18 protein-coding genes are annotated in these 19,862 nt (G+C 44.7%); 9 read left to right on the forward strand and 9 right to left on the reverse strand.

Annotated elements, in window-relative coordinates; translation table 11 throughout:
* Nucleotides 1-7 precede the first annotated feature (7 nt).
* A complete protein-coding gene (locus tag L0660_RS07225) occupies nt 8-1,039 on the reverse strand; it encodes a hypothetical protein (RefSeq protein ID WP_235158861.1) in 1,032 nt (343 codons plus the stop codon).
* 927 nt (nt 1,040-1,966) lie between these two features.
* Here L0660_RS07225 and L0660_RS07230 point away from each other — a divergent pair.
* Genes L0660_RS07230 through L0660_RS07240 form a run of 3 tightly spaced genes read left to right on the forward strand, consistent with a single transcriptional unit; the run spans nt 1,967 to nt 4,780 of the window.
* Entirely contained in the window at nt 1,967-2,848 is an 882-nt protein-coding gene (locus L0660_RS07230; RefSeq protein ID WP_235158863.1) for a hypothetical protein, read from the forward strand.
* A gap of 53 nt (nt 2,849-2,901) precedes the next feature.
* Nucleotides 2,902-3,486 (forward strand): RNA polymerase sigma factor, encoded by a 585-nt coding sequence (locus L0660_RS07235; RefSeq protein ID WP_235158864.1) that lies wholly within the window; start codon nt 2,902-2,904, stop codon nt 3,484-3,486.
* The gene (locus L0660_RS07240; protein ID WP_235158865.1) at nt 3,473-4,780 is read left to right on the forward strand and encodes a hypothetical protein; all 1,308 of its coding nucleotides are present in this window, start codon (nt 3,473-3,475) and stop codon (nt 4,778-4,780) included. The genes L0660_RS07235 and L0660_RS07240 overlap by 14 nt, the downstream gene beginning before the upstream one ends.
* A gap of 15 nt (nt 4,781-4,795) precedes the next feature.
* Here L0660_RS07240 and L0660_RS07245 read toward each other — a convergent pair whose 3' ends face one another.
* From L0660_RS07245 to L0660_RS07255, 3 genes are all read right to left on the reverse strand, one after another.
* Nucleotides 4,796-8,026 (reverse strand): error-prone DNA polymerase, encoded by a 3,231-nt coding sequence (locus tag L0660_RS07245; RefSeq protein ID WP_235158866.1) that lies wholly within the window; start codon nt 8,024-8,026, stop codon nt 4,796-4,798.
* A 6-nt stretch (nt 8,027-8,032) separates the two neighbouring features.
* Entirely contained in the window at nt 8,033-9,532 is a 1,500-nt protein-coding gene (locus tag L0660_RS07250; RefSeq protein WP_235158867.1) for a DNA polymerase Y family protein, read from the reverse strand.
* Between the two features lie 205 nt (nt 9,533-9,737).
* On the reverse strand, nt 9,738-10,238 hold the full coding sequence (locus tag L0660_RS07255) for an SRPBCC domain-containing protein (RefSeq protein WP_235158868.1): 501 nt from the start codon (nt 10,236-10,238) through the stop codon (nt 9,738-9,740).
* A gap of 266 nt (nt 10,239-10,504) precedes the next feature.
* On the opposite strand from L0660_RS07255, the gene L0660_RS07260 reads away from it, so the two are divergent.
* Together L0660_RS07260 and L0660_RS07265 are read left to right on the forward strand one after the other, a co-directional pair.
* Complete coding sequence (locus L0660_RS07260; RefSeq protein ID WP_233798532.1) at nt 10,505-10,876, forward strand: helix-turn-helix transcriptional regulator; 372 nt, start codon at nt 10,505-10,507, stop codon at nt 10,874-10,876.
* 1 nt (nt 10,877) lies between these two features.
* Nucleotides 10,878-11,387 carry an SRPBCC domain-containing protein gene (locus tag L0660_RS07265; RefSeq protein WP_235158870.1) on the forward strand — a complete coding sequence of 170 codons (510 nt, stop codon included), beginning with the start codon at nt 10,878-10,880 and terminating at the stop codon, nt 11,385-11,387.
* A 49-nt stretch (nt 11,388-11,436) separates the two neighbouring features.
* Here the strand turns inward: L0660_RS07265 and L0660_RS07270 are convergent, their stop codons facing one another.
* Nucleotides 11,437-11,613 (reverse strand): hypothetical protein, encoded by a 177-nt coding sequence (locus L0660_RS07270; RefSeq protein ID WP_235158871.1) that lies wholly within the window; start codon nt 11,611-11,613, stop codon nt 11,437-11,439.
* A 216-nt stretch (nt 11,614-11,829) separates the two neighbouring features.
* Here L0660_RS07270 and L0660_RS07275 point away from each other — a divergent pair, with 216 nt between their 5' ends.
* Together L0660_RS07275 and L0660_RS07280 are read left to right on the forward strand one after the other, a co-directional pair.
* Entirely contained in the window at nt 11,830-12,252 is a 423-nt protein-coding gene (locus tag L0660_RS07275; protein WP_235158872.1) for a VOC family protein, read from the forward strand.
* 93 nt (nt 12,253-12,345) lie between these two features.
* Nucleotides 12,346-13,215: a PHB depolymerase family esterase gene (locus L0660_RS07280; protein WP_235158874.1), complete on the forward strand. Its 870-nt coding sequence runs from the start codon at nt 12,346-12,348 to the stop codon at nt 13,213-13,215.
* On the opposite strand, the gene L0660_RS07285 is transcribed toward L0660_RS07280, so the two are convergent.
* Nucleotides 13,193-13,942, reverse strand: coding sequence for an ImuA family protein (locus L0660_RS07285; protein WP_235158876.1), 750 nt, complete (start codon nt 13,940-13,942; stop codon nt 13,193-13,195). The genes L0660_RS07280 and L0660_RS07285 overlap by 23 nt on opposite strands.
* A 220-nt stretch (nt 13,943-14,162) precedes the next feature.
* Here L0660_RS07285 and L0660_RS07290 point away from each other — a divergent pair, with 220 nt between their 5' ends.
* A complete protein-coding gene (locus tag L0660_RS07290; protein ID WP_235158878.1) occupies nt 14,163-15,002 on the forward strand; it encodes a sugar phosphate isomerase/epimerase in 840 nt (279 codons plus the stop codon).
* A 63-nt stretch (nt 15,003-15,065) separates the two neighbouring features.
* Here the strand turns inward: L0660_RS07290 and L0660_RS07295 are convergent, their stop codons facing one another.
* Both L0660_RS07295 and L0660_RS07300 read right to left on the reverse strand, forming a co-directional pair.
* Nucleotides 15,066-15,791, reverse strand: a complete 726-nt coding sequence (locus L0660_RS07295) for a DUF1080 domain-containing protein (protein WP_235158879.1) — start codon at nt 15,789-15,791, stop codon at nt 15,066-15,068.
* Between the two features lie 98 nt (nt 15,792-15,889).
* Nucleotides 15,890-17,596: an FAD/NAD(P)-binding protein gene (locus L0660_RS07300; protein WP_235158881.1), complete on the reverse strand. Its 1,707-nt coding sequence runs from the start codon at nt 17,594-17,596 to the stop codon at nt 15,890-15,892.
* 144 nt (nt 17,597-17,740) lie between these two features.
* Here L0660_RS07300 and L0660_RS07305 point away from each other — a divergent pair, with 144 nt between their 5' ends.
* Entirely contained in the window at nt 17,741-18,544 is an 804-nt protein-coding gene (locus L0660_RS07305; RefSeq protein ID WP_235158882.1) for an MOSC domain-containing protein, read from the forward strand.
* Between the two features lie 8 nt (nt 18,545-18,552).
* On the opposite strand, the gene L0660_RS07310 is transcribed toward L0660_RS07305, so the two are convergent.
* On the reverse strand, nt 18,553-19,854 hold the full coding sequence (locus tag L0660_RS07310) for an MFS transporter (RefSeq protein ID WP_235158883.1): 1,302 nt from the start codon (nt 19,852-19,854) through the stop codon (nt 18,553-18,555).
* Nucleotides 19,855-19,862: the final 8 nt, after the last annotated feature.

The following is a 19,862-nucleotide window of genomic DNA, read 5'->3' on the forward strand; positions in this document are numbered from 1 at the left end:
CGCTGACTTACTGGGCTTTCGTAAGATACTTAAAGAAGTAACTATCCGCCTTCCCCAACTGCTGACTCACAATGTATCCCGGTCCGAAATCACGAAGTTCCGGCGGAAACCTGAAACTAATCTCGTAGTGCGTCGCGCTAAAAATAAGCTCTTCGGCTGCGGTTAAAGAAGTGAGGAAGAACAAGAAGCCAGCGTAATAAAGCATGCTGCCTTTAGATTTTATCAATAAAATAAATTGCTTACCTACAAAAATACTGAGGATAAATATCGAAGGCATGCAAACTTTAATAGCCCAATCATTCCAGGTGCCAAGAATAATAAACGGAATAAGAATTAAAGAAAATATAGCTGTGAAAATAAGTCTCGTCTCGTCAGTGCTAAAATGACTGATTTTGTAAAGTATTATTGGCAGGATAAAAATAAACTCAACCAGAACAAATAGCAGATATCTTTTCCAAAAATCACTAAAAACCAGAATAGAGAAATGTATTGGAAATGAAAAGTCATTAGATAATATAAACAAGATCAGTACACATAATAAAATAAATGCAGAAAGGTTAATCAATGAAAAAGAAAGATACTGCTTCCAATGATTGATAAAATGAGGAATAAAAAAAGGTAGTAATCCCAGCATGCACAATGGCGACCAAAGAATAAGTGACACCGCAGCAATGGGCATAATCTTGTTGAGAGTGGGAAAAATATATTTACGATTTAATAAAATGCTAATTATAATCCACGCAGGAATGCAATGTTGCGGGGACCAATATAAATTGCACATATTTGAAAAGTAAAAGAATGGTGTCAGCCAGGTCTCAGCCCGGTCTTCTGTCATATGAAAAAGCAGGTTCACAACATAGTCGAAGCCACCGAAGAAACAAATGCTGATAAAGATGCAAAATATGCCGAGCAGGCTTTTCTGCACTTGTGAAAATGCGACGAGTAACAGAGAAAGCAAAGTGCCGGAATAGGAGAAGGCAAACAAAGCAAGATTTGCGGCCTTCCATCCAAAAACCTTCCCTACAAGTGCAGCAGGCATATAATAAGCAAAATAATAAACGTACGGCTTGTCCGTAATATATCCGAACCGCTCCCCCATGTACGCAGGCGAAAACCAAACCGGCCATGGATCCACAGTCAAATGCCACAGCAACGAACTCCTGATTCCCGAGTCGAAGTTCCGGTAACCGATGCCGCCAATGCTTGAAAACAGAAGCCATACAAAAGTTAATGTTGCCAGGAAAATCAAAACAGTGCGATGATTCAATGCATAGTAATAAGCGTGACTAAAAGATTTCGACACCTGATTGAATTGAACTGTTGTCGGGAAAGATTTATAAAGAGAAAAAAAAATGAGCGCATTCAAAGGAATAGCGAGCTCCAATTTCAAATAGCCATTTATAAAAATAATGACTGGTAATGTCAGGTAAATAAATGACAGACCGATTAAAAGGTTGATAAACTGAGCCTTGTCGACTGTTTTAATATTATGAGAAGATGCTACATTTTTAAATGGTTTATAAAATTTTTTCTGTTTTAGAATAAAATTATAGCCGGATACAAATGAAATAACTTTTGGTTTTGATGTGACATAATTGATCATAACGGAAGGGAATTTTATATATGGCCAATAGATTTCATGGTTACCATCCGTGCATATCACAATGGCAACAAAAAAAGGACTTGATTAAGCTATATTTTAGCTTAACCTATGAATGTATACGTGGTAATAAAGATGAAAGGAAAACTATTATTAATGCTCACACTAACGACACGAATCATCTTTTAATGCGTTGCATTTTTATTGAGATTTTATTTAAAAAAATATATTTCAATTTAACGCAACGCTTTGATTTTGATATGGTGTCTATGGGTTTGAATACATAAGATTTTAGTTGGTATGAGAGTTTTTTTATTGTGCGTCATTTGTTTGCTTTCCGTTGTTTCCTGTAACCAAGTGAATCAGTTGGAGCCACTTGAACCGGAACCAGTGCCTTCGAAAGTGATCGCACAAGTAAAACAGTGGTACCCGAATGCAGAAAACCTGGTGTTTAAACCGCTGGTTGAAAAGCTGGTTTGGGAGGTTAAATTTGATGAGGGAGCCAATAAGTATGTGTCGCTTGCCGACAGTACGAAAATATGGGAGACCTATCGTTTTAGTGGAGAAAGTGCACCTCCAAAAATGCTGGCGCTGGTGGAAAAAAGTGCTTTCCGGGGAGGAACGTTTAGTGCGAACCGGGACATGATCGGAGCGGTTGCTCCGAATGAATATAACAGGCTGATATATAACCTGCATGGAAGTGACTATAGTTTTAACTGGGTGTATGTTGATAATCGGGTTGCAGGTGCGGCATTCGGGGAAACGCTCTACTGGATTTTATACCGTGACATGAGCACGCTGCCGCAAAAAGCACAAAACTTTATTAATGCTGATCCACAGATCAAATATGAAGGTTTGGAACTGAAAGTTGATGTGAATTATAAAAAGTCTTACGAGGTGCAGGTGAGTTTTGACAAGGCGGGGGTGAAAACCTACGCAACTTTTATATTCAATGACGAAGGTGATTTACAATGGTTTAGCAGGGCATTCAATGAGCCGGAAGACCTTAATGGGCCGCCAAATTATGATAAATTGCCAGAGGCAATGCAGCAATATCTGGACTCTTCGAAAGAACTAGCCGGATTTTCCAGCCAGCCGATCGCAGGCATGCAGTGGATGGCGGAGTACCGGGGAGAGAAATGCTACTGGATCCGATATCTCAATAATACCACTTTTGATTTTTGCGATCTGCAGTTTGACAAGGATGGTAAACTGGTTAACAAAATGTACTTTATTTATTTTCAATAAAATTGACTATATCGTAACAGATTTACTCACAACGTGCTCATGTTCCGTACTTTATGAAGTTTTTTCTCTCAAAGAAATTCAGTAACCTGACCTCCTTGGTGAAAGCTTGTCAAAAGCAGGATCCGGGTGCGCAGACTGCATTCTATGAGCGATACAAAGGCCGGTTAACGGGTGTTTGCCAGCGTTATGCGAGGACAAAAATGGAAGCAGAAGATATTTTTCAGGAAGCATTTATCAAGATTTTCAATAACATTCAGGATTTGAAAGACCCGGAATCTGTGGATAGCTGGGTTAAAGTAACGGTCGTCAGGACGGCGATTAATTATTATCATCGTACCACGAAGCAACAGGACCTCAATGGTTCTATTCACAATATGGATATTCAGCTGGAATCCGACGATTATGAAAAAATTGTTGACCAGTTGAATGTAGAAGATTTGCTGGCTATCATCAACGAGCTGCCCGACAAATACAGGACCATTATAAACCTGCACCTGATCGACGGCTATACACATGCTGAAATTGGCGAATTACTCTCCATTCCCGACGCGACTTCACGGTCACAGTTTATGAGGGGGCGTAATTTGCTGTTAAAAAAATTAGAACTTAAAGGGATCGTGCATCATGAAAACTTCTGAGAACAAACTCAATGAGGCACTGCGGTCAGCCCTTAAACGCAAATTCGACAATTTTGAAAACACGCCTGACCCGTCTGCATTTGAGAAAATTCGCGCCAATATCAAACCTATTCCGCAGTGGAAGTATTTGTTTTTCAGCCTGTTGTTCGTAGGCATAGCCGTTACCGGCATCATTACAGACCAACATTTCTTAAAGAACAGAGCTGAGAAGCTAACTTCCGTGCATGCAGTTGACGTAAAAAATTCCAGTCTGGGATCGCCCGCCGCAGGATCGTCTGCCGCGGGATCGCCCGCCGCAGAATCATCGGTTAAGGAGTCCGATTTCTTGGAACGGGGAATTTCCAAAAAGTCGGTTGTGGCAAGTCAGGTTATTCATTTATCAAAGGCAACGTTTAAGAATTCAGATCATGTTGATCAAAACAGTTTGGCTGGTTCGAAAGGTGAGTTGAAGAATGAGTCTTTAGAATCCCAGGCACACGAAATACCAAGCTTGGATGAAAGCGCTAGTAATGATGCTGAATCAGACATTATTGTCAACTCTGAAAAAGCACAGCCCGGTGCGGAACCAGTTGCTGGTGAAGCCATTGACATTAACGCTGATATACTTGATAATCAACCATATAACTTTACAGCTGATCATTCCAGCTTACCGCATATTGATATTCAAAAGGCTGATGTTAAACCCGTTGTTCGTTATCAAAGAGGCCATTTTAACTGGCTTGTGAACGCGGCTGTGCTGCAATCTTACCAGATCCTGACAGTGCCGGCTGGTGGCCAGAGTTTCCAGAATTTTGAATTCCCTTCTACATTTTCTCTTCGTTCCCTGGGATATAAAGTCAGTGTAGGTGCAGAGAAGAAAGGTTTCCAGTTTATGCTGCATTATAGCCGTTTTCAGCAATCCTATTCATACGAAATAGCTGGTAATGACTACGTCGTACACACGGTGGACCAGGGTAAATTTGTCGTGATACGCCAGGGAACGCGGGTTAGTCAGGAGAATCAATTTAGTCTTTTAGGGATTGGCGTCAACAAGCAGGTGCAATGGGGAAATGCTTCGGTGGGCAAATATTATGCGTCCGCAGGACTGGAATATTCGTATGGAATGATCAGGAAGCAAAGCATTGGCTGGGTGAATGCGGGCATCGGCAAGCAATTCCCGATTAACAGACAAACTTCCCTGCACATTGGCCCCTATGCAGAATTCAGTCCGGTGAAATTCACCGGATCAGGCGATCCGTTTTATTACCAGCCTTACCGGGTGGGTGTTTCAGCAGGTCTGAGATTCGGCCGGTAATGTGTTGTAAAAGCGCTATCTGAAATTTCGACCATTGGGAAAAATCTCTGTTTGCACATCCTTGCGGACCTGTGTCCTTTTGTTCACGGCCATTGTAGCATACTCATCCTTTTCATCCGCCCGCGAAAGGGTCAGGATGTTTGGTTTTTCATCCTCAACGGCTGTCAGTTTTTTGAGTAAAACAGAAAGGTCGTAGCATTTTGATACAATTACATGCGTCACATCTCCTTCGCGCTGCAATTTCCCTTCAACCATTAAAAGTCTGGCATACAGGATTTCCTTTCGGTATTTTTCAAAAAGACTTTGAAATACGACCAGATTTGCAAAGCCAGTTTCGTCTTCAACGGTAATAAAACAAACCCCGCCGGCAGTTCCGGGCCGCTGCCTTACCAGCACCAGTCCTGCGACTTTCACCTTCATTGCATTTCCGATCTGATCCAATTTCCTGGTTGAAAAAACATTAAGCATTTCCAATTTTTCCCGCACAAAACTGACCGGGTGCGCTTTTAAGGACAAAGAAGTTGAAGCATAATCCTGAACCACATGCTCAGAAGCGCTCATAAGAGGCAAATTCACGGCTGCTTCCGACGCACTTTCCGATGGCTGGCCTTCAAACAATCCGATAGGCCTGTCGTTCATTGCGGACACTTCCCAGAGCGCCTGCCGCCGGTCGAGCCCTATGGACCGGAATGCATCGGCATCGGCCAGTTTTTCCAGGGCAGCTTGCGAAACACCAGCATCACGCAGGGCATGAATGTTTGTAAATGGCCGCTGCCTTGCCGTGAGCAGCGCCGCAATATCTTCCTCCCGCATTCCCTTAATCTGCCTGAAACCCAGCCTGATCGGGCAGTATACCCTGGTTTTCTCTTCCAGTAAATTGTCCCAATCGGAGTAATTGATATCCACAGGCCTTACTTCCACATCATGCTTTCTGGCATCAATGATTATCTGCGCCGGTTGATAAAAACCCATCGGCATACTGTTTAATAATGCAGCGGCGAACACATCGGGATAATAACATTTCAGATAGCATGAAACATACACCAGCAATGCAAAACTTGCAGCATGGCTTTCGGGAAAACCATAGCTCCCGAATCCTTCCAACTGCCTGAAAACACGCAATGCAAATTCTTCGGTGTAACCACGTGCCGTCATACCGGCCACAAGCTTTTTCTCGAACCGGGTGACCATTCCTTTCACTTTGAAAGTAGCCATGCTCCGCCGCAATTCGTCCGCTTCCGAAGGTGTGAAACCGGCTGCCACAATTGCGATTTTCATAGCCTGTTCCTGAAATAACGGCACGCCCAGTGTCTTACCCAGAATGTTTTCCAATTCTTTGGAAGGATAAATTACTTCCTCTTCCTTATTTCTACGGCGTAAATAAGGATGCACCATATCCCCTTGAATAGGGCCAGGACGTACAATAGCAACTTCAATAACAAGGTCATAAAAACATCTTGGTTTCAATCGAGGCAACATGGACTGCTGTGCACGACTTTCAATCTGAAACACACCGATCGTATCCGCCTTGCAGATCATATCATAAACACCTTCGTCCTTCTGGGGAATATTAGCCAGCGTATAGTCTTTGTCGTAATGTTTTTTGGCCAGATCAAAAGCTTTCCGGATGCAGGTGAGCATTCCCAAAGCAAGCACGTCGATTTTGAGAAAACCCAGAGTATCAATGTCATCCTTATTCCATTCAATGCAGGTTCTGTCCACCATGCGCGCATTCATGATCGGGCACAGGTCGGAAAGTTTGCCTTGCGTAATCACAAAACCGCCGGTATGCTGCCCTAGCTGCCGGGGAAATCCAACGTACTGCCTGGTCAGGTCCAGGATTTTGAGCAAATGCGGATCATTAGGGTTAAATCCCTGTTCAGCAACACGTTTGCCTTCAAACCATTCATCTGTAAACTCCCAGATTGAATTGGCCAGGCGATTAATAGCGTCCAGCGACATGCCCATTGCCTTAGCAACATCACGGATTGCCCCGCGCTGATGCATCTGTGTTACCGTAGCTACAATGCCGGCCCTGTCACGACCGTACTTTTTATAGATATACTGGATCACTTCTTCCCTGCGCTCATGCTCAAAATCCACATCAATGTCGGGTGGCTCATTGCGTGCGGAAGATATAAACCGCTCGAAAAGCAGATCAATTTCCAAAGGATCCACCGACGTAATGCCAAGACAATAGCAGATCGTGGAGTTAGCGGCTGATCCCCTGCCCTGACAAAGTATCTTTTGTTCACGCGCAAACCGGACAATGTCATAAACGGTAAGGAAATACGGCGCATAATCCATTTCCTCCACGAATTTCATTTCATATGCAATCGCATCTTCAACTTTTTGAGGAATGCAATCGCCAAAACGCTCCCTGGCTCCTTTCCAGGTTAGCGTTTCCAGCTCTATCATTACCGAATCTCCGGAGCTCGTAATTTCCTCAGGATAAACATATTTGAGTTCGTTCAGCGAAAACTGGCAGGCATCCGCTATCTCTTGCGTGCGCTGTATCGCATCCGGATATTGCCTGAACAGCCGCTGCATTTCATCAATCGGTTTCAGGAACCTTTCCCCATTCTGATAAAGCTTAAATCCGGCGTTGTGAATCGTGCATTTTTCACGGATACAGGTAAGAATATCCTGCAATTCCCTTCGCACCGGATTATGGTAATACACATCATTGGTGGCCACCATAGGAATGTCCAGCTGATGGGCCAGCTGCGAAATCCGGTGCAGCTTTTTCGTATCATCGCCCTGGTACGAGCGGGCCGCGGCAATGTAAACGTCCTTGCCAAAAGCCCTTTTGTATTCTTTTAATGCTTGTTTGAAATCAGGTTCAAAATCAAAATGACTATTCAAAGCGGCAGGAGGAACCACTATAAACTTGATTTCACCTGCATGCCGAAAAACATCTGCTTTGTATAAATGACACTGACCTTTTTCCGCCCTCAGGTTGCCTTCGGTTAATAGGGAAGAAAGCTGGGCATAACCTTGTTGCGTGGTAGGATAAGCCAGCAAACTGGGCCCATCCAGCAAATCCAGGCGGCAAGCCGGAATGATACGAATGTCTTTTCCTTTTGCAGCCGCATGGCCCCGGACAATTCCAGCCAGGCTGTTCCGGTCCGTGATCGCGATTTTTTTGTATCCAAATAGCAATGCCTGCTGCACCAATTCCTCCGGGTGCGATCCACCACGAAGGAAGCTGAAATTAGTCGTCACCTGTAATTCCGTGTAGCACATATTTATTTAAGCAAAAAAACCGTGGATAAACCATTTGGAATCATCATGATCATAATGTCCGAGCCGGAAAATCCAGAATCGCGCACCATCCTGATCTTCAACACAATAGTAATCCCTATGCATGCCTTGTTCCAGCCACCATTCCCTTTCAATCCGCTCCGGGCCGTCGGCGCGTTTCATATAATGGACCGTTCCTTTAAAACGGAACAGCACCGGCGGATAATCCGGCACAGGCACAGCCACATCGATCAGTTGCGGGTTTGCCAATAAAATGATCGGCCTGGGCCTGTCGATTCGCCATGCCGTTTGGGGCGTTTCTAACAGGGAATCAGCGATTTTCACAGATCTTTCCGGCCAGTAATGTTCATCCGGAAGATACCGGTGGATCGTCTCCATGCCTGCCCTGCCTGCAAGTCTGTCCAGCAGCTCGATCAGATTTACATTTCCCGAGTCCGCCTGCGTATTCCAAAGCTTTTTCTGGACCTCAGTAACATCTTCTGTAACAGGGGCTTCCATCACAAATAGCTCAATACCCATTCCCGGCCTAAGGGTGGATATTTTCAGTTCAAAAAGCTTGAAAAGGTGCATTACATCAAATGATCCCCGGTTGGTCACAATGTCGATCTGCACCACTTTCCCATCCACGCGATAACCTGTGAAAACGGCCGACCGCAACCCTTTCCCTTCCTTCACCAAGCGACGGCAGATGATTTCTAAAAGCCGTTTTAAAGCGATCTGAATGCCAACGGCCGTCACAATCGGCTCCATGCATGGTAACCTTTCCTGGTAAGGCACCGCCGGTTTAACCGATTGAATAATTTCTATGGCATGTCCGAAAGCCTGGTCCATCCGATCTAAAAGCTGCTGCCCGAAGCGCCTGCGAAGCACCGAACGCGGCATATCAATAAAATCCCGGATCTGATACAACCCCAGCTTCTGCATGCGTTCCAGAACTGTTGCTTCCAGCCGTAAGGCCGCTGGTGGCAAAGGCAACAATGCACCGGAAAGGCCATTTGGCGGAATAATGCGCTTATCCTGGCCATAATGCGCAACTGCCCAAGCACTGCCCACTGTATCCGCTATGGCGGCGCTTACCTCATAACCCTTGTGCCTGAGTTTGATGACGATGTCTTTCAAGTAAGCCCGCTCACCTCCCCACAGGTGTGCACATCCTGTGATGTCAAGCATCAGACAGTCGGGCAAGTCTACTGCAACAATGGGCGTATAGCGTATGCACCATTCTGCCAGCTCGTTCAGCAACCCGGCTGCCTTACCAGGGTCGTCATCTATCACCTCTAAAGCCGGAAAAAGGGCCCGGGCATCAGCAGCTACCATTCCTACCATGATCCCGCTTTCAATCGCTTTTGGACTGGCCGCTTTTACGACCATTCTTCCACGCTCGGGAGCCGCCAAAACAAACTGCTCGTTAGCAAGCTCAGGACGTTCAGTCACAACCCAGTCTGTGATTAAATGTCGGAACCATATGTTGGCAAAGCGCTGTTGCATAATGGTAATTTTTTCACATAAACAATTGATTATTAATTAATTGATATATAAATGATATTTTTGATATCTATTATTTGGTCACAATGATATCAAATCTCTTGTTTAGTCGCAAGAATTTTCTTTACTTTGTTTTATCAGACACCAACAAAAAAGCCCCTCAACCAGGCCGGAGATTGAGGAGCTTTTAAGAGATATATAGAATAAATTACTGCTGCTGTTCCAACACTTCGTCGAGGTTTTCGAATGCCATCAGGAAGCCTTCTTTGAAACCCATTTCAAGGTGTTTTTCCAGATCGGAAAGTTCGTTGAATGTTATTAAAACATCCACGATCGTATTGCCATTGTTTTCATTGAAGGATATGAGCCATTGAGAGCCTGGAAGAAAATCGCTTGGCTTTCCACTTTCATCACAGAAATGATCCACAGCTGAATAGGATTGATGTGTCGTAAGAGATTTGTATTCCATGCGCGCCCAATGCTCCTCTCCTTCCGGCCCGACCATGGCATATAACCAGTGCCCGCCCTCACGGAAATCCATTTCTTTCGTCCTTGCTTTCCAGGGTTTTGGCGCCCACCATTGTTCCAGAAGTTCTTTTTGAGTCCAGGCTGCCCAAACTTTCGCTACCGGAGCTGCAAATTCCCGTTCAACGTTTATTTTTTTATTTTCCTTGTCAACTGTGAAATTCAAAAACAGGTTAGCTTCCATAATCATTTGGTTATAAGTTATTTAATACTTCATCTAGTTGGTTATACCAATCTTCTCAAAGCTTCTTAAACTCTTTTACCACTCATCTACTTCTCTCATCTGCTTTGCATTGAAGTAATAATAAATTTCCCTGCCAGAGGATCTCTGATTGACAACCAGGAAGGCAATTATTTACATTGATCTACATTATATTTTAACTTTTATCACATAAAATTTGCGTAAGTAAATACTTACATATAATATTGTGTAAGCAAACACTTACATATATGTCCATTGAGGCAAGACGTGACGTTTTTCAAGCCATAGCAGATCCTACCCGGCGGCAGATTATCAGCCTGATCGCACATAAATCCATGAATCTCAATGCCATTGCGGAAAATTTTGAGATCAGCAGACCAGCTGTATCCCAGCACATTAAGATTCTGACGGAGTGCGGAATGGTAGTTGTCAGGCAGGAAGGGCGTGAGCGATTTTGCGAGGCTAAACTCGATTCGCTAAGTGAAGTATCGGATTGGGTAGATCAGTACAAACAATTCTGGAATGAAAAACTCGATTCTCTGGGAAGCTATTTAAGCCGTATTCAAGCAAATGACGAGTCGGGTAAAGAATCAAATACGAATCAATCAAACAATCAGTAATATGGACCAGCAAACAGAAAAAAAAGACGGATTAAAAATTGTCAGGGAATTTAAAGCACCTAAAACGCTTGTATTCGACGCATTTGCATCGCCCGAAGCATTTGGCGAATGGTGGGGCCCCGCCGGCAGCAATCTATCCGTGGAGCGTTTTGACTTCCGGACAGGTGGGAGTACGCATTACAAAATGGAAGGGAACGGCCACGTCATGTGGGGGTTATTTCAGTATAAAAACATTCAGCGTGCCGATCTGCTGGAATTTATCAACTCATTTGCCGATGCCGAGGGAAACATCATCACTTCACCATTTCCGATGGATTTCCCTTTGGAAATTTTCAACAAGATTACATTGGAAGAAAATGAAGGCATAACAACCTTAACCATCCAGGGCCATCCCATCAACGCAACACCCGCCCAGGAAGAAACCTACTTTTCAATCATGGACAACATGCACCAAGGATTCAACGGAACATTCGACCAGTTGGATGCGTACCTGGCGAAGGTGCAAGGGTGAGATTAAGTTTGAAACAAAAAAAATGGACGGTTCCGAGCACTCCGGACCGTCATTTTTGTTTCAAAAACTCCTTGGGAACAGGATTCCTTTCCAGGAAGATCTTCATTTCCTGAGCTTTTTTACTTAGTGGCCTGGTTTGATCCCATGAATCATCCTTGGTCTCCACTCGATCCGCTGGCTTTTGTGTCCCTTCCTTAATTTCTTTTTCGAGCATTAAATCTTTCATAACAAGATAGTTTGCGTGCTTATCAAATTTAGCCATTATTTTAAGTTAATCAAAAAAGCATCATATTTAGAGCCAATTCGAAATTCCTCCTAAGCATCGACAGAGCTTTTGCACGTATGATACCGAGCACATCTACCAACACCCAATCAGTAGCAAATGGAATTTTAATCTTAATAAGGTAAATACTGACCATTTGAAATTAAAACGCCCAACAACATGATCAAGCCACTTTATCCTTGCCTTTGGTATAATGGAAATGCGAAGGAAGCTGCGGATTACTATTGTTCTATTTTTAAAAGTTCCAAGATCACTTCTGAGAACCCGATGGTGGTGACATTTGAGCTGAACGGGTTCAAATTTATGGGGCTGAACGGCGGTCCGCATTACCAGTTCTCTCCGGCAACTTCTTTCGTGGTTGAATGCGATACGCAGGAAGAAATCGATTATTACTGGGAGAAATTAGGTGAAGGCGGATCATATAATCAGTGCGGATGGCTGGATGATAAATTCGGGATGTCGTGGCAGGTTGTGCCAAGTGTTTTGTCCAAATTAATGTCAGATCCTGAAAAGGCGCCTAGGGTGATCGAGGCTTTTATGCAGATGAGTAAATTCGATATCGCTGCGCTTGAAAATGCATAAGACAGGGCTTTCTGAGTTTATTTCAAGGATTTGTAGAGAAAACATCGGCTAAAAGGTAACTTGCGCCATAACATTTTAGCCCCTATTTCCAATATGTTGAAGTTCATTCTTCCTTCGCTGCTTTCTGTTTCCATGGCTGCAAATGCGCAGTTAGTTTCTGATTCCTTGCTCATTGAAGGCCATCACCGCGTTTTTGTTTATGATAAATCCGTGAAGGTCAAGCCGGGTGCAAGCCTTGTTTTTCTGATGCATGGCTCGGGTGGTGAACCGATGGGATTTGCGCCGAGAGCTGCTAAGCTGCAAGCCAGGGCCGAGGCTGAAAATCTTGTGCTGGTTTATCCGGCTGGTTATAAGCGATATTGGAATGAATGCAGAAAAGCCTCAACAGCAATTGCCAATAAGGAAAATTTGAATGAAGAAGCATTTTTCTCCGGAATGATCGACTTCTTTTCCGATAAATACAAGATCAACAAAGCAAACGTTTTTGCAACCGGTTTTTCGGGTGGCGGGCATATGTCGTACAAGCTGGCGCTGACCATGCCTGATAAGATCCGGGCCATTTCGGCGATTGTCGCCAACCTTCCCACGGATGAGAATATGGATTGTGCGGCTATGAACAAACCGCTGCCAGTCATGATTACCAACGGAACGGCCGATGAAACCAACCCGTATAATGGCGGTGAAGTGAAGACTGCGGGTGTAACGCTAGGCACTGTACGCGCGACAGATCAGTCATTTCAATATTGGGCAAAACTGGATGGTTACAGCGGTGAGCCTGTCAAATCAATGATGCCGGATGGCGACAAAACCAACGATGTTACTGTCGAAAAATATACTTACCAGAAGAAGGGAAAACCCGAAGTAACATTATTAAAAGTCATCAACGGCAAACACGAATTTCTGACCGATTTCGACATTTTCGAAGAAACCTGGGCATTCTTTAAGCGGCAGATGGCGAATTAGATTTGCGGAAAGGAGTCGCCATTTTTACTTCTTGTTCCAGATAGTTAAACCGCCCGTCCGACCATTCCATTTTCCACTCACCGGGTTCCCCGTTGCGCACTTTCAGAAGCTGTACGTGCCAGCGGGGAAAGCCTACACCAGGCATATCATCTTCCAGCTGACTGGGAATAGGTGTCACTTTCCAGCGCGAAACGCAAGCTAATGTGTTCAGGCTCCGCGGATTGCAACGATGCAAAAAACCGGTCACACGGCTTTGCTCCACAGCAAGTTGCAATCGGCGGGATTGGGTTAATGTGATTTCATTGAGCTCTCCTACCACGGCAGTGAGCGCTTCACATTTTAATGATTCTTCCACAGCCCATAACACGTCCTGTTCTTTCTGGAGATCTATAAAAATAACCCTGTCCGGCTCAATGCCGAAAAACTTCATGGCCGGAGGAAACAGGGTGCGGTTCATGCTGATCCATAAACAAGCCCCGCCCTTTTGCAACAATTTACCCAGCAGCCCCATCATAAAACCGGTGGTTGCCGCTGCGTCTTCCCTGGCACCACTCAAAAATTCATGAACCGCACCAGTCGGGAAAACCTGGTTCGGGAATGCCTTTTCCAATGCTCCAAAATCAAACGAGCTTTTTGCCCCCTCCGATGCGGTCTTAAAGCCCTGCAAAGAAAGGATCTCGTCTTGCAGCCGCTTGGCAAGATCGCTTTTTGGCGTCGTCTGGTTCATGATGGAAGTTGAGTAATTGTTATTATTGATAACAATTTTATGATTCCAAAAGTACCATTTTCCTTTTATAACCGCAAAACATTTTTTGATTTTATGCCTGATTAATGGATGTAATTGTCAAAAATACAGCTCCTATGCTGGATAAGGCATTATTTACTTAAACACAGTCCGACTAGTAAAAAGAACGGATAATGTGCTTATTCTCTCAAAATCAAATCCTATGACACGATCTGTTCTGCTAAAATCTTCCTTATTACTTGTTACTTGTTTCACTTTTCTGGCTATGAGTCGTTTGGCTCCCCGGGATTGGAAATTAGGCGTAGCACTTTATACATTTAACCCCTATTCTTTTGAAGGCCAATTGGCAAAAGCGGATAGCGCCGGCTTAAAATATGTGGAAGGGTTCACATTCGCGAAGGCCGGTCCGGAATTGAAGGATTCAGCCATGATGAAATTATCGCCTTCCGGCATAGCAAAACTGAAAACGATTCTTGGCAAAACCGACCTCAAAATGGAAAGTATTTACCTCGTAGGCGGCCCGACGGTAAATGATTGGAAAAAGGAATTTGAGATAGCGAAACAATTTAATGTGAAATATGTGACTGCCGAACCGCCCGTGAAAATGTGGGATAGCATCGACAGCCTTGCCGGCGTTTATGGCGTAAAACTGGCCATTCATAATCATTGGAAAGGAACAAGTGCTTACTGGCATCCAGATTCTGTGTTGGCAGCGCTAAAAGGACATCCGAATTTTGGCGTATGTGCAGATCTCGGACACATGCCCAAAAGCGGCATTAAACCGGTGGAAGCATTGAAAAAGCTGGAAGGCCATATCATTGCGATCCATCTAAAAGACATTGCCGCCTATAATGATCCAAAACTTGTGGATGTAGTCGTAGGAACCGGGGTAATTGACTTTCCGGCGGTGTTCAAGGAGCTGGAAAGACAACGATTCAACGGCCACATCATTATCGAACGTGACCGCCAGGAAAAGCCGAGCAATCTGCAATCCGTAATTCAGACGGTTCAATATTATAATAAAACCCTTGGATTAAAGTGAGCATTGCCTGCTGCTGCTGAATAAAGCCTCTGATCAATGCAGGCATTGCCAAAATGCTGCTGATCAGAGCTTTCTTAATTTAATGTTGCGATACCAAACCGTGCTTCCCCAGTCCTGCAACCCGATCCGTCCGTCATAAGATCCTTTGGAGATGGGTGCCGCTTTGAGTCCGCTGTTTGCTACTTTTTGCTTCCAATCGGCGCTGTTGAGGTCGTGTTCCTGGACCATGAATTCGTTTTGGTACACCGTAAGCTTTCCTTTCTTCACTATAAAATGGATTTTATTCCATTCACCTTCCGGATTTCCTTCGCGTAGACGGGCATTGGCAATGCCGAAAAAGTCGCTGGCGCGATGTGTATTTTCTTTGGCACCTTCATAAATTTTATCATCGATCACCTGTAATTCCAGGCCGGTTGTGTGCATATTCGGGTATTTGGCTGCTTCTGTTACGAAAAAGAAAATACCGCTGTTGGCATATTTGCTCACTTTCCATTCTGCCTTAAATTCAAAATCACCGGTCACAACTTCATCCGTAACAATATCTCCGCCATTCTTTGCTTTATTTCCAGCTCGTTCAGGCACATTCAATTTAATGGCACCTTGTTCGATAATCCAGGCTGTCCCCACCTGCTTGCCGCCATAGGCATGCCAGCCTTTAAAATCTTTTCCATCAAACAACAGTTTCCAGCCGTCCTTTTTTTCCGTGGCAGACAGCGTGTTAAGAGCTTGTGAATGCGCGCTTACATAGGCGAAACTCAAAAGCAAAGCAAATAAGGTGGGTTTGAACATTTCAGATCTAAGATTATTGTTAGAGAACAAGCGCGTCACTCAGGCAAAATACTTATTTATTCACAAAATATCTGGCATATCAACTTTTGTAAAACACCCTACTCTTTTAAAATGCTCTCCACAATCGTCAAGGATGCCTGCTCGCAGAAATCCAGGCCTGAATAATCCGGGTTATAACCTCCGATGTAAGGAACGGCCATCACATAAATCCGGCGATTCGTAGAACCTGAACGCTCCAAAACCTGAAAATGATCTGTAATGGCAATCCCCGGCACTTTCAGGTAAAAATCTTCTCTGGCCGTTTGCTCCACATTCTCGTTGCCGTCTGCAATGGCTGCACCGCCTTCTGCCGAAGACCTGAATTTTAAATGTGCGGGCATCACCGTTCCATCGGCGATGAGGCTTTTGAACGGAAAACTTTCAAAAGGCAAATGCGGCTGACCGATACAATCCACAAAGGTGTTGTAATAAATGGACTTCTCTTCACCCGACTCGTCCTTATAATGGTAAGTTATACCACCTTTACTTTCCGGAACAACCTTGCTATCATCCCCTACCGACACGATTTCGAGCTTGCCTGCGTCGTCCAGCGCCAGCATTTCCTTGGCGGAACTTTGCGGGACAAATGCGATAACGATCGATATGAGCGGCATGAGAACTTTCTGCAGCCGCATACGGTCCTCCGCTGACAAATATTTGGCAGGATAATTCATTGCATAACTCAAAACCGCCAGAATCTCCTTCCAATGTATCGACTCCTCATTCCGGATGGACTTTTCCGCCTCTGCATATTCTTTCCTGAAAAGCTTGAATGGTTCCGTTTTTTCCCGCACAGCCATCATCGACTCTACAAACTGCTCTATGTTCATCTCCCGGATCCTTTCGTAAAACTTCGGGTCCTTGTCGCGGAACAGGTCTTTAAAGGCTTTTTCAAAAATATAGTCCAGTTCCAGAAAACCATCGTTTGCTTCCCGGTTTTGCTCGATTTCTTCCTTGGTCAGCAATGCTTCTTCGGAAAGCAGCGGATCTTCCAAATGGAAGCGTATGGCAGGCAAAAGTCCATTTCTGGAATGCATAACCAGCCTGAAATCAGGACTTTCTTCTGATGGTTGGAACACAACTTTTCCGTCCTCATTCGTATGAAATGACCCATTATTCCGGGCTAATGTGCGCATTGCATCAATAGCAGTCAATGATGATCCACGGATCGCTATGGGATGATTTAGAACCAGTTTGAGCTTTGCAGGCGGATATGGGGAATCATAATAACCGGGCGTTGTTCCTTCGTGCTTAGCCGGCCAGTTATGCCCGGTGCAAATAATGACACGGTTGAAACGTGACAAGCCCGATCGCTCAATATCGACATCCACTTTCTTCTCCCCGGGTACGTCGATAATGTCAATCACCCGGCAACCTTTATGGATATGTGTCTGTAATCCAATGCGTTCGGCCTTTTTCAGGAGCAGATCAAATTGAGCTGATAAATACTGCCCGAACAACAGACGGGGAAGCACTTTATATTCATTAAATCGATCTCTGTCAACCCCAAAACGGATGAGCTCGTCCTCAGGGACAGTCTGGATCCATTCCTGGATGGAAGTTACAATTTCGGGAATTTCGTTGTCAGATACATTGGTAACATGCTCTTGGTTAGAGCCTTGATAACTATAAGGCATCCCGGCGCCTAATAGTTTTTTACTTTCAAAAATGTGTATTTCAAGATCTTTCTGACCTGCCTCTACAAATCTTTTAAAAACAAACAATGCACTTGGGCCTCCGCCGAGGATAGCGATACGCGTCTTCAATGCTTTACAAAACGTTAGGTGTAATTAATCCGACTCTTATTTTCCAATGTAATAAACAATTGTACCAGTAACATTCTGGGAATGGTTTTTTACCTGAATTACTTAATTATATCAAATATCAGCTCATACATCCGATCTTCGTCAATGCATTTATCCGAAATATGGGTATATCCCATTAAATCCCTGGGAGGGATCCGTTTGAGAGAATCGCTTGTTGAAGAACGGGGATTGAAATACGACAGGCGATGGGTGATCGTCGACGAAAAAGGCACTTTTCTCACCCAACGCACCAACGCCCAAATGGCCCTGCTGGACGTGGCAATAACAAACGAAGGCCTGGTCATTTCACACCGGTATGACCCTGTTAACCAAATGCTTATTCCATTTCTGCGTGAAGACGACGAGGATTTGGAGGTGAAGATCTGGGATGACATTATTACAGCAAGAACAGTTTCTACACTTGCCGACGAATGGTTATCCGAAAGGCTTGGTAAGGCTGTCAGGATCGTGGAAATGACGCCTGATACACATCGCAAAATGGGCTCGGTTTATGCCGAAACCGACCGTACGGTGAGCTTTGCAGACGACTTTCCGTTTCTGCTCATATCCCAGGCTTCGCTGGACGATCTGAACGGCAGGCTTTCACAATCCGTAGAAATGAAGCGCTTCCGCCCCAACTTCGTTGTTTCGGGCACTGCACCATTTGAGGAAGATCTTTGGAAAAACATAACGATCGGAAATACACGCTTTGAGGTTGCAAAACCCTGTGAACGATGTGTTATGGTCAACATTGATCCCAACACAGGGATCAAGAGCCCTGAGACACTGAAAGCACTAATGGGTTACCGAAAAGAGGGAAAGGATATATTTTTCGGGCAAAATGTCATAGGACTGGAAACCGGCATCGTCCGGGAAGGAGATGCTATATCGCAGTCATTGTCCATTTAAATAACTACTTAAAATGTCTTTGCCGGGGCAATGCTTGGTTTCTTAGGGTTTGGAATAACAAGTAATGTAATGATCGTGGCAAGCACCAGCGCCCCGGACATTAATGTATAGGAAGCATTGAAATTACCTGTTTCGCTATTGAGATAACCAACCAGATAGGACCCGGCAAACGAACCCAGCGCACCCAGACTATTGATAAGCCCAATCGCCCCGCCGATCACATTCTTGGGCAAAACATCCGCAATAGCCGCGAAAAAAGGCCCGTAAGGTGTGTATAACGCCCCGCCCGCAATCACCAGCAATACGTAAGACAGCCAGAACTTCTCGGGTCCGAGCCATACCGTCGCAAATAAACAAATGGCTGCAACCAGCAGAAAAGGCCAGATGAAAATACTTCTGTTGCCGGATTTATCAGAAAAGTAAGAGGCACTCAGCATTCCTATCACCGCCAGCAAATAGGGAACAGATGACAACCAGCCCGTGGTAACCATATTCATATCCGGCGCAGCTTTAATGATCGAGGGCAGCCACATCACAAATCCGTAAACGCCCACGCTCCACAAAAGATATTGCAGCGATAATAAAATGACTTTCCTGGAACGGAACGCCTCTGCATAGTTTTTGACCGGCTTAATACCCACCTGTTCTTCCTGTAATCGTCTTTCCAGTTCCGTTTTCTCGCTGTCCGTAAGCCACTTCGCTTCCATCGGACGTTCGTCAATCAATTTCCACCAGATAAAAGCCCACAGAATTCCCGGCACCCCCTGAATGATAAACATCCACCGCCAGCCCATTGAATCAATCAGATAACCCGAAAGTACGGACATCCAAAGCACCGTTACGGGATTTCCGAGGATCAGAAAAGTGTTTGCGCGGGAGCGCTCTTCTTTGGTAAACCATTGGCTCAACAGGATCAGCATTGCAGGCATAACCGCGCTTTCCACAACGCCGAGCATAAAACGGATCACGATGAGTGTAGTGGTATCATTAACGATCCCCGTAGCTGCGGCTAATGCTCCCCAAAAGATCAATGAAAAGAAAATCAGCTTCTTAGCCGCCTTATGCGCCGCGTATTGTGCCCCGGGAATCTGGAAAAAGAAATAGCCCAGGAAAAACAGCGAGCTTAGTAATGTAGATGTATTGGCTGTAATGTTCAGGTCGTCGGCCATTCCGCCGGCTACCGCAAAACCGAAATTGGCCCTGTCCAGGTAAGCAAGACTGTATGTAATGAAAACAACGGGAATGATCCGGAACCATCTTACCTGCGCCAATTGTGGTTTCATGCCTTTGGGATTCTCTACTGAATGCATTTTATCAA

It is taken from the genome of Dyadobacter sp. CY351, from assembly GCF_021502625.1.
Taxonomy (GTDB): Bacteria; Bacteroidota; Bacteroidia; order Cytophagales; family Spirosomataceae; genus Dyadobacter; species Dyadobacter chenhuakuii.

Bases quoted from the DNA above. Each gene is read 5' to 3' on its own strand.
- L0660_RS07265 (WP_235158870.1), top strand. From the start codon at position 10,878: ATGGACCAGCAAACAGAAAAAAAAGACGGATTAAAAATTGTCAGGGAA.
- L0660_RS07310 (WP_235158883.1), bottom strand. From the start codon at position 19,854: ATGCATTCAGTAGAGAATCCCAAAGGCATGAAACCACAATTGGCGCAG.
- L0660_RS07270 (WP_235158871.1), bottom strand. From the start codon at position 11,613: ATGAAAGATTTAATGCTCGAAAAAGAAATTAAGGAAGGGACACAAAAG.
- L0660_RS07225 (WP_235158861.1), bottom strand. From the start codon at position 1,039: ATGCCTGCTGCACTTGTAGGGAAGGTTTTTGGATGGAAGGCCGCAAAT.
- L0660_RS07250 (WP_235158867.1), bottom strand. From the start codon at position 9,532: ATGCAACAGCGCTTTGCCAACATATGGTTCCGACATTTAATCACAGAC.
- L0660_RS07235 (WP_235158864.1), top strand. From the start codon at position 2,902: ATGAAGTTTTTTCTCTCAAAGAAATTCAGTAACCTGACCTCCTTGGTG.
- L0660_RS07245 (WP_235158866.1), bottom strand. From the start codon at position 8,026: ATGTGCTACACGGAATTACAGGTGACGACTAATTTCAGCTTCCTTCGT.
- L0660_RS07280 (WP_235158874.1), top strand. From the start codon at position 12,346: ATGTTGAAGTTCATTCTTCCTTCGCTGCTTTCTGTTTCCATGGCTGCA.
- L0660_RS07240 (WP_235158865.1), top strand. From the start codon at position 3,473: ATGAAAACTTCTGAGAACAAACTCAATGAGGCACTGCGGTCAGCCCTT.
- L0660_RS07260 (WP_233798532.1), top strand. From the start codon at position 10,505: ATGTCCATTGAGGCAAGACGTGACGTTTTTCAAGCCATAGCAGATCCT.
- L0660_RS07305 (WP_235158882.1), top strand. From the start codon at position 17,741: ATGCATTTATCCGAAATATGGGTATATCCCATTAAATCCCTGGGAGGG.
- L0660_RS07275 (WP_235158872.1), top strand. From the start codon at position 11,830: ATGATCAAGCCACTTTATCCTTGCCTTTGGTATAATGGAAATGCGAAG.
- L0660_RS07295 (WP_235158879.1), bottom strand. From the start codon at position 15,791: ATGTTCAAACCCACCTTATTTGCTTTGCTTTTGAGTTTCGCCTATGTA.
- L0660_RS07285 (WP_235158876.1), bottom strand. From the start codon at position 13,942: ATGAACCAGACGACGCCAAAAAGCGATCTTGCCAAGCGGCTGCAAGAC.
- L0660_RS07290 (WP_235158878.1), top strand. From the start codon at position 14,163: ATGACACGATCTGTTCTGCTAAAATCTTCCTTATTACTTGTTACTTGT.
- L0660_RS07255 (WP_235158868.1), bottom strand. From the start codon at position 10,238: ATGGAAGCTAACCTGTTTTTGAATTTCACAGTTGACAAGGAAAATAAA.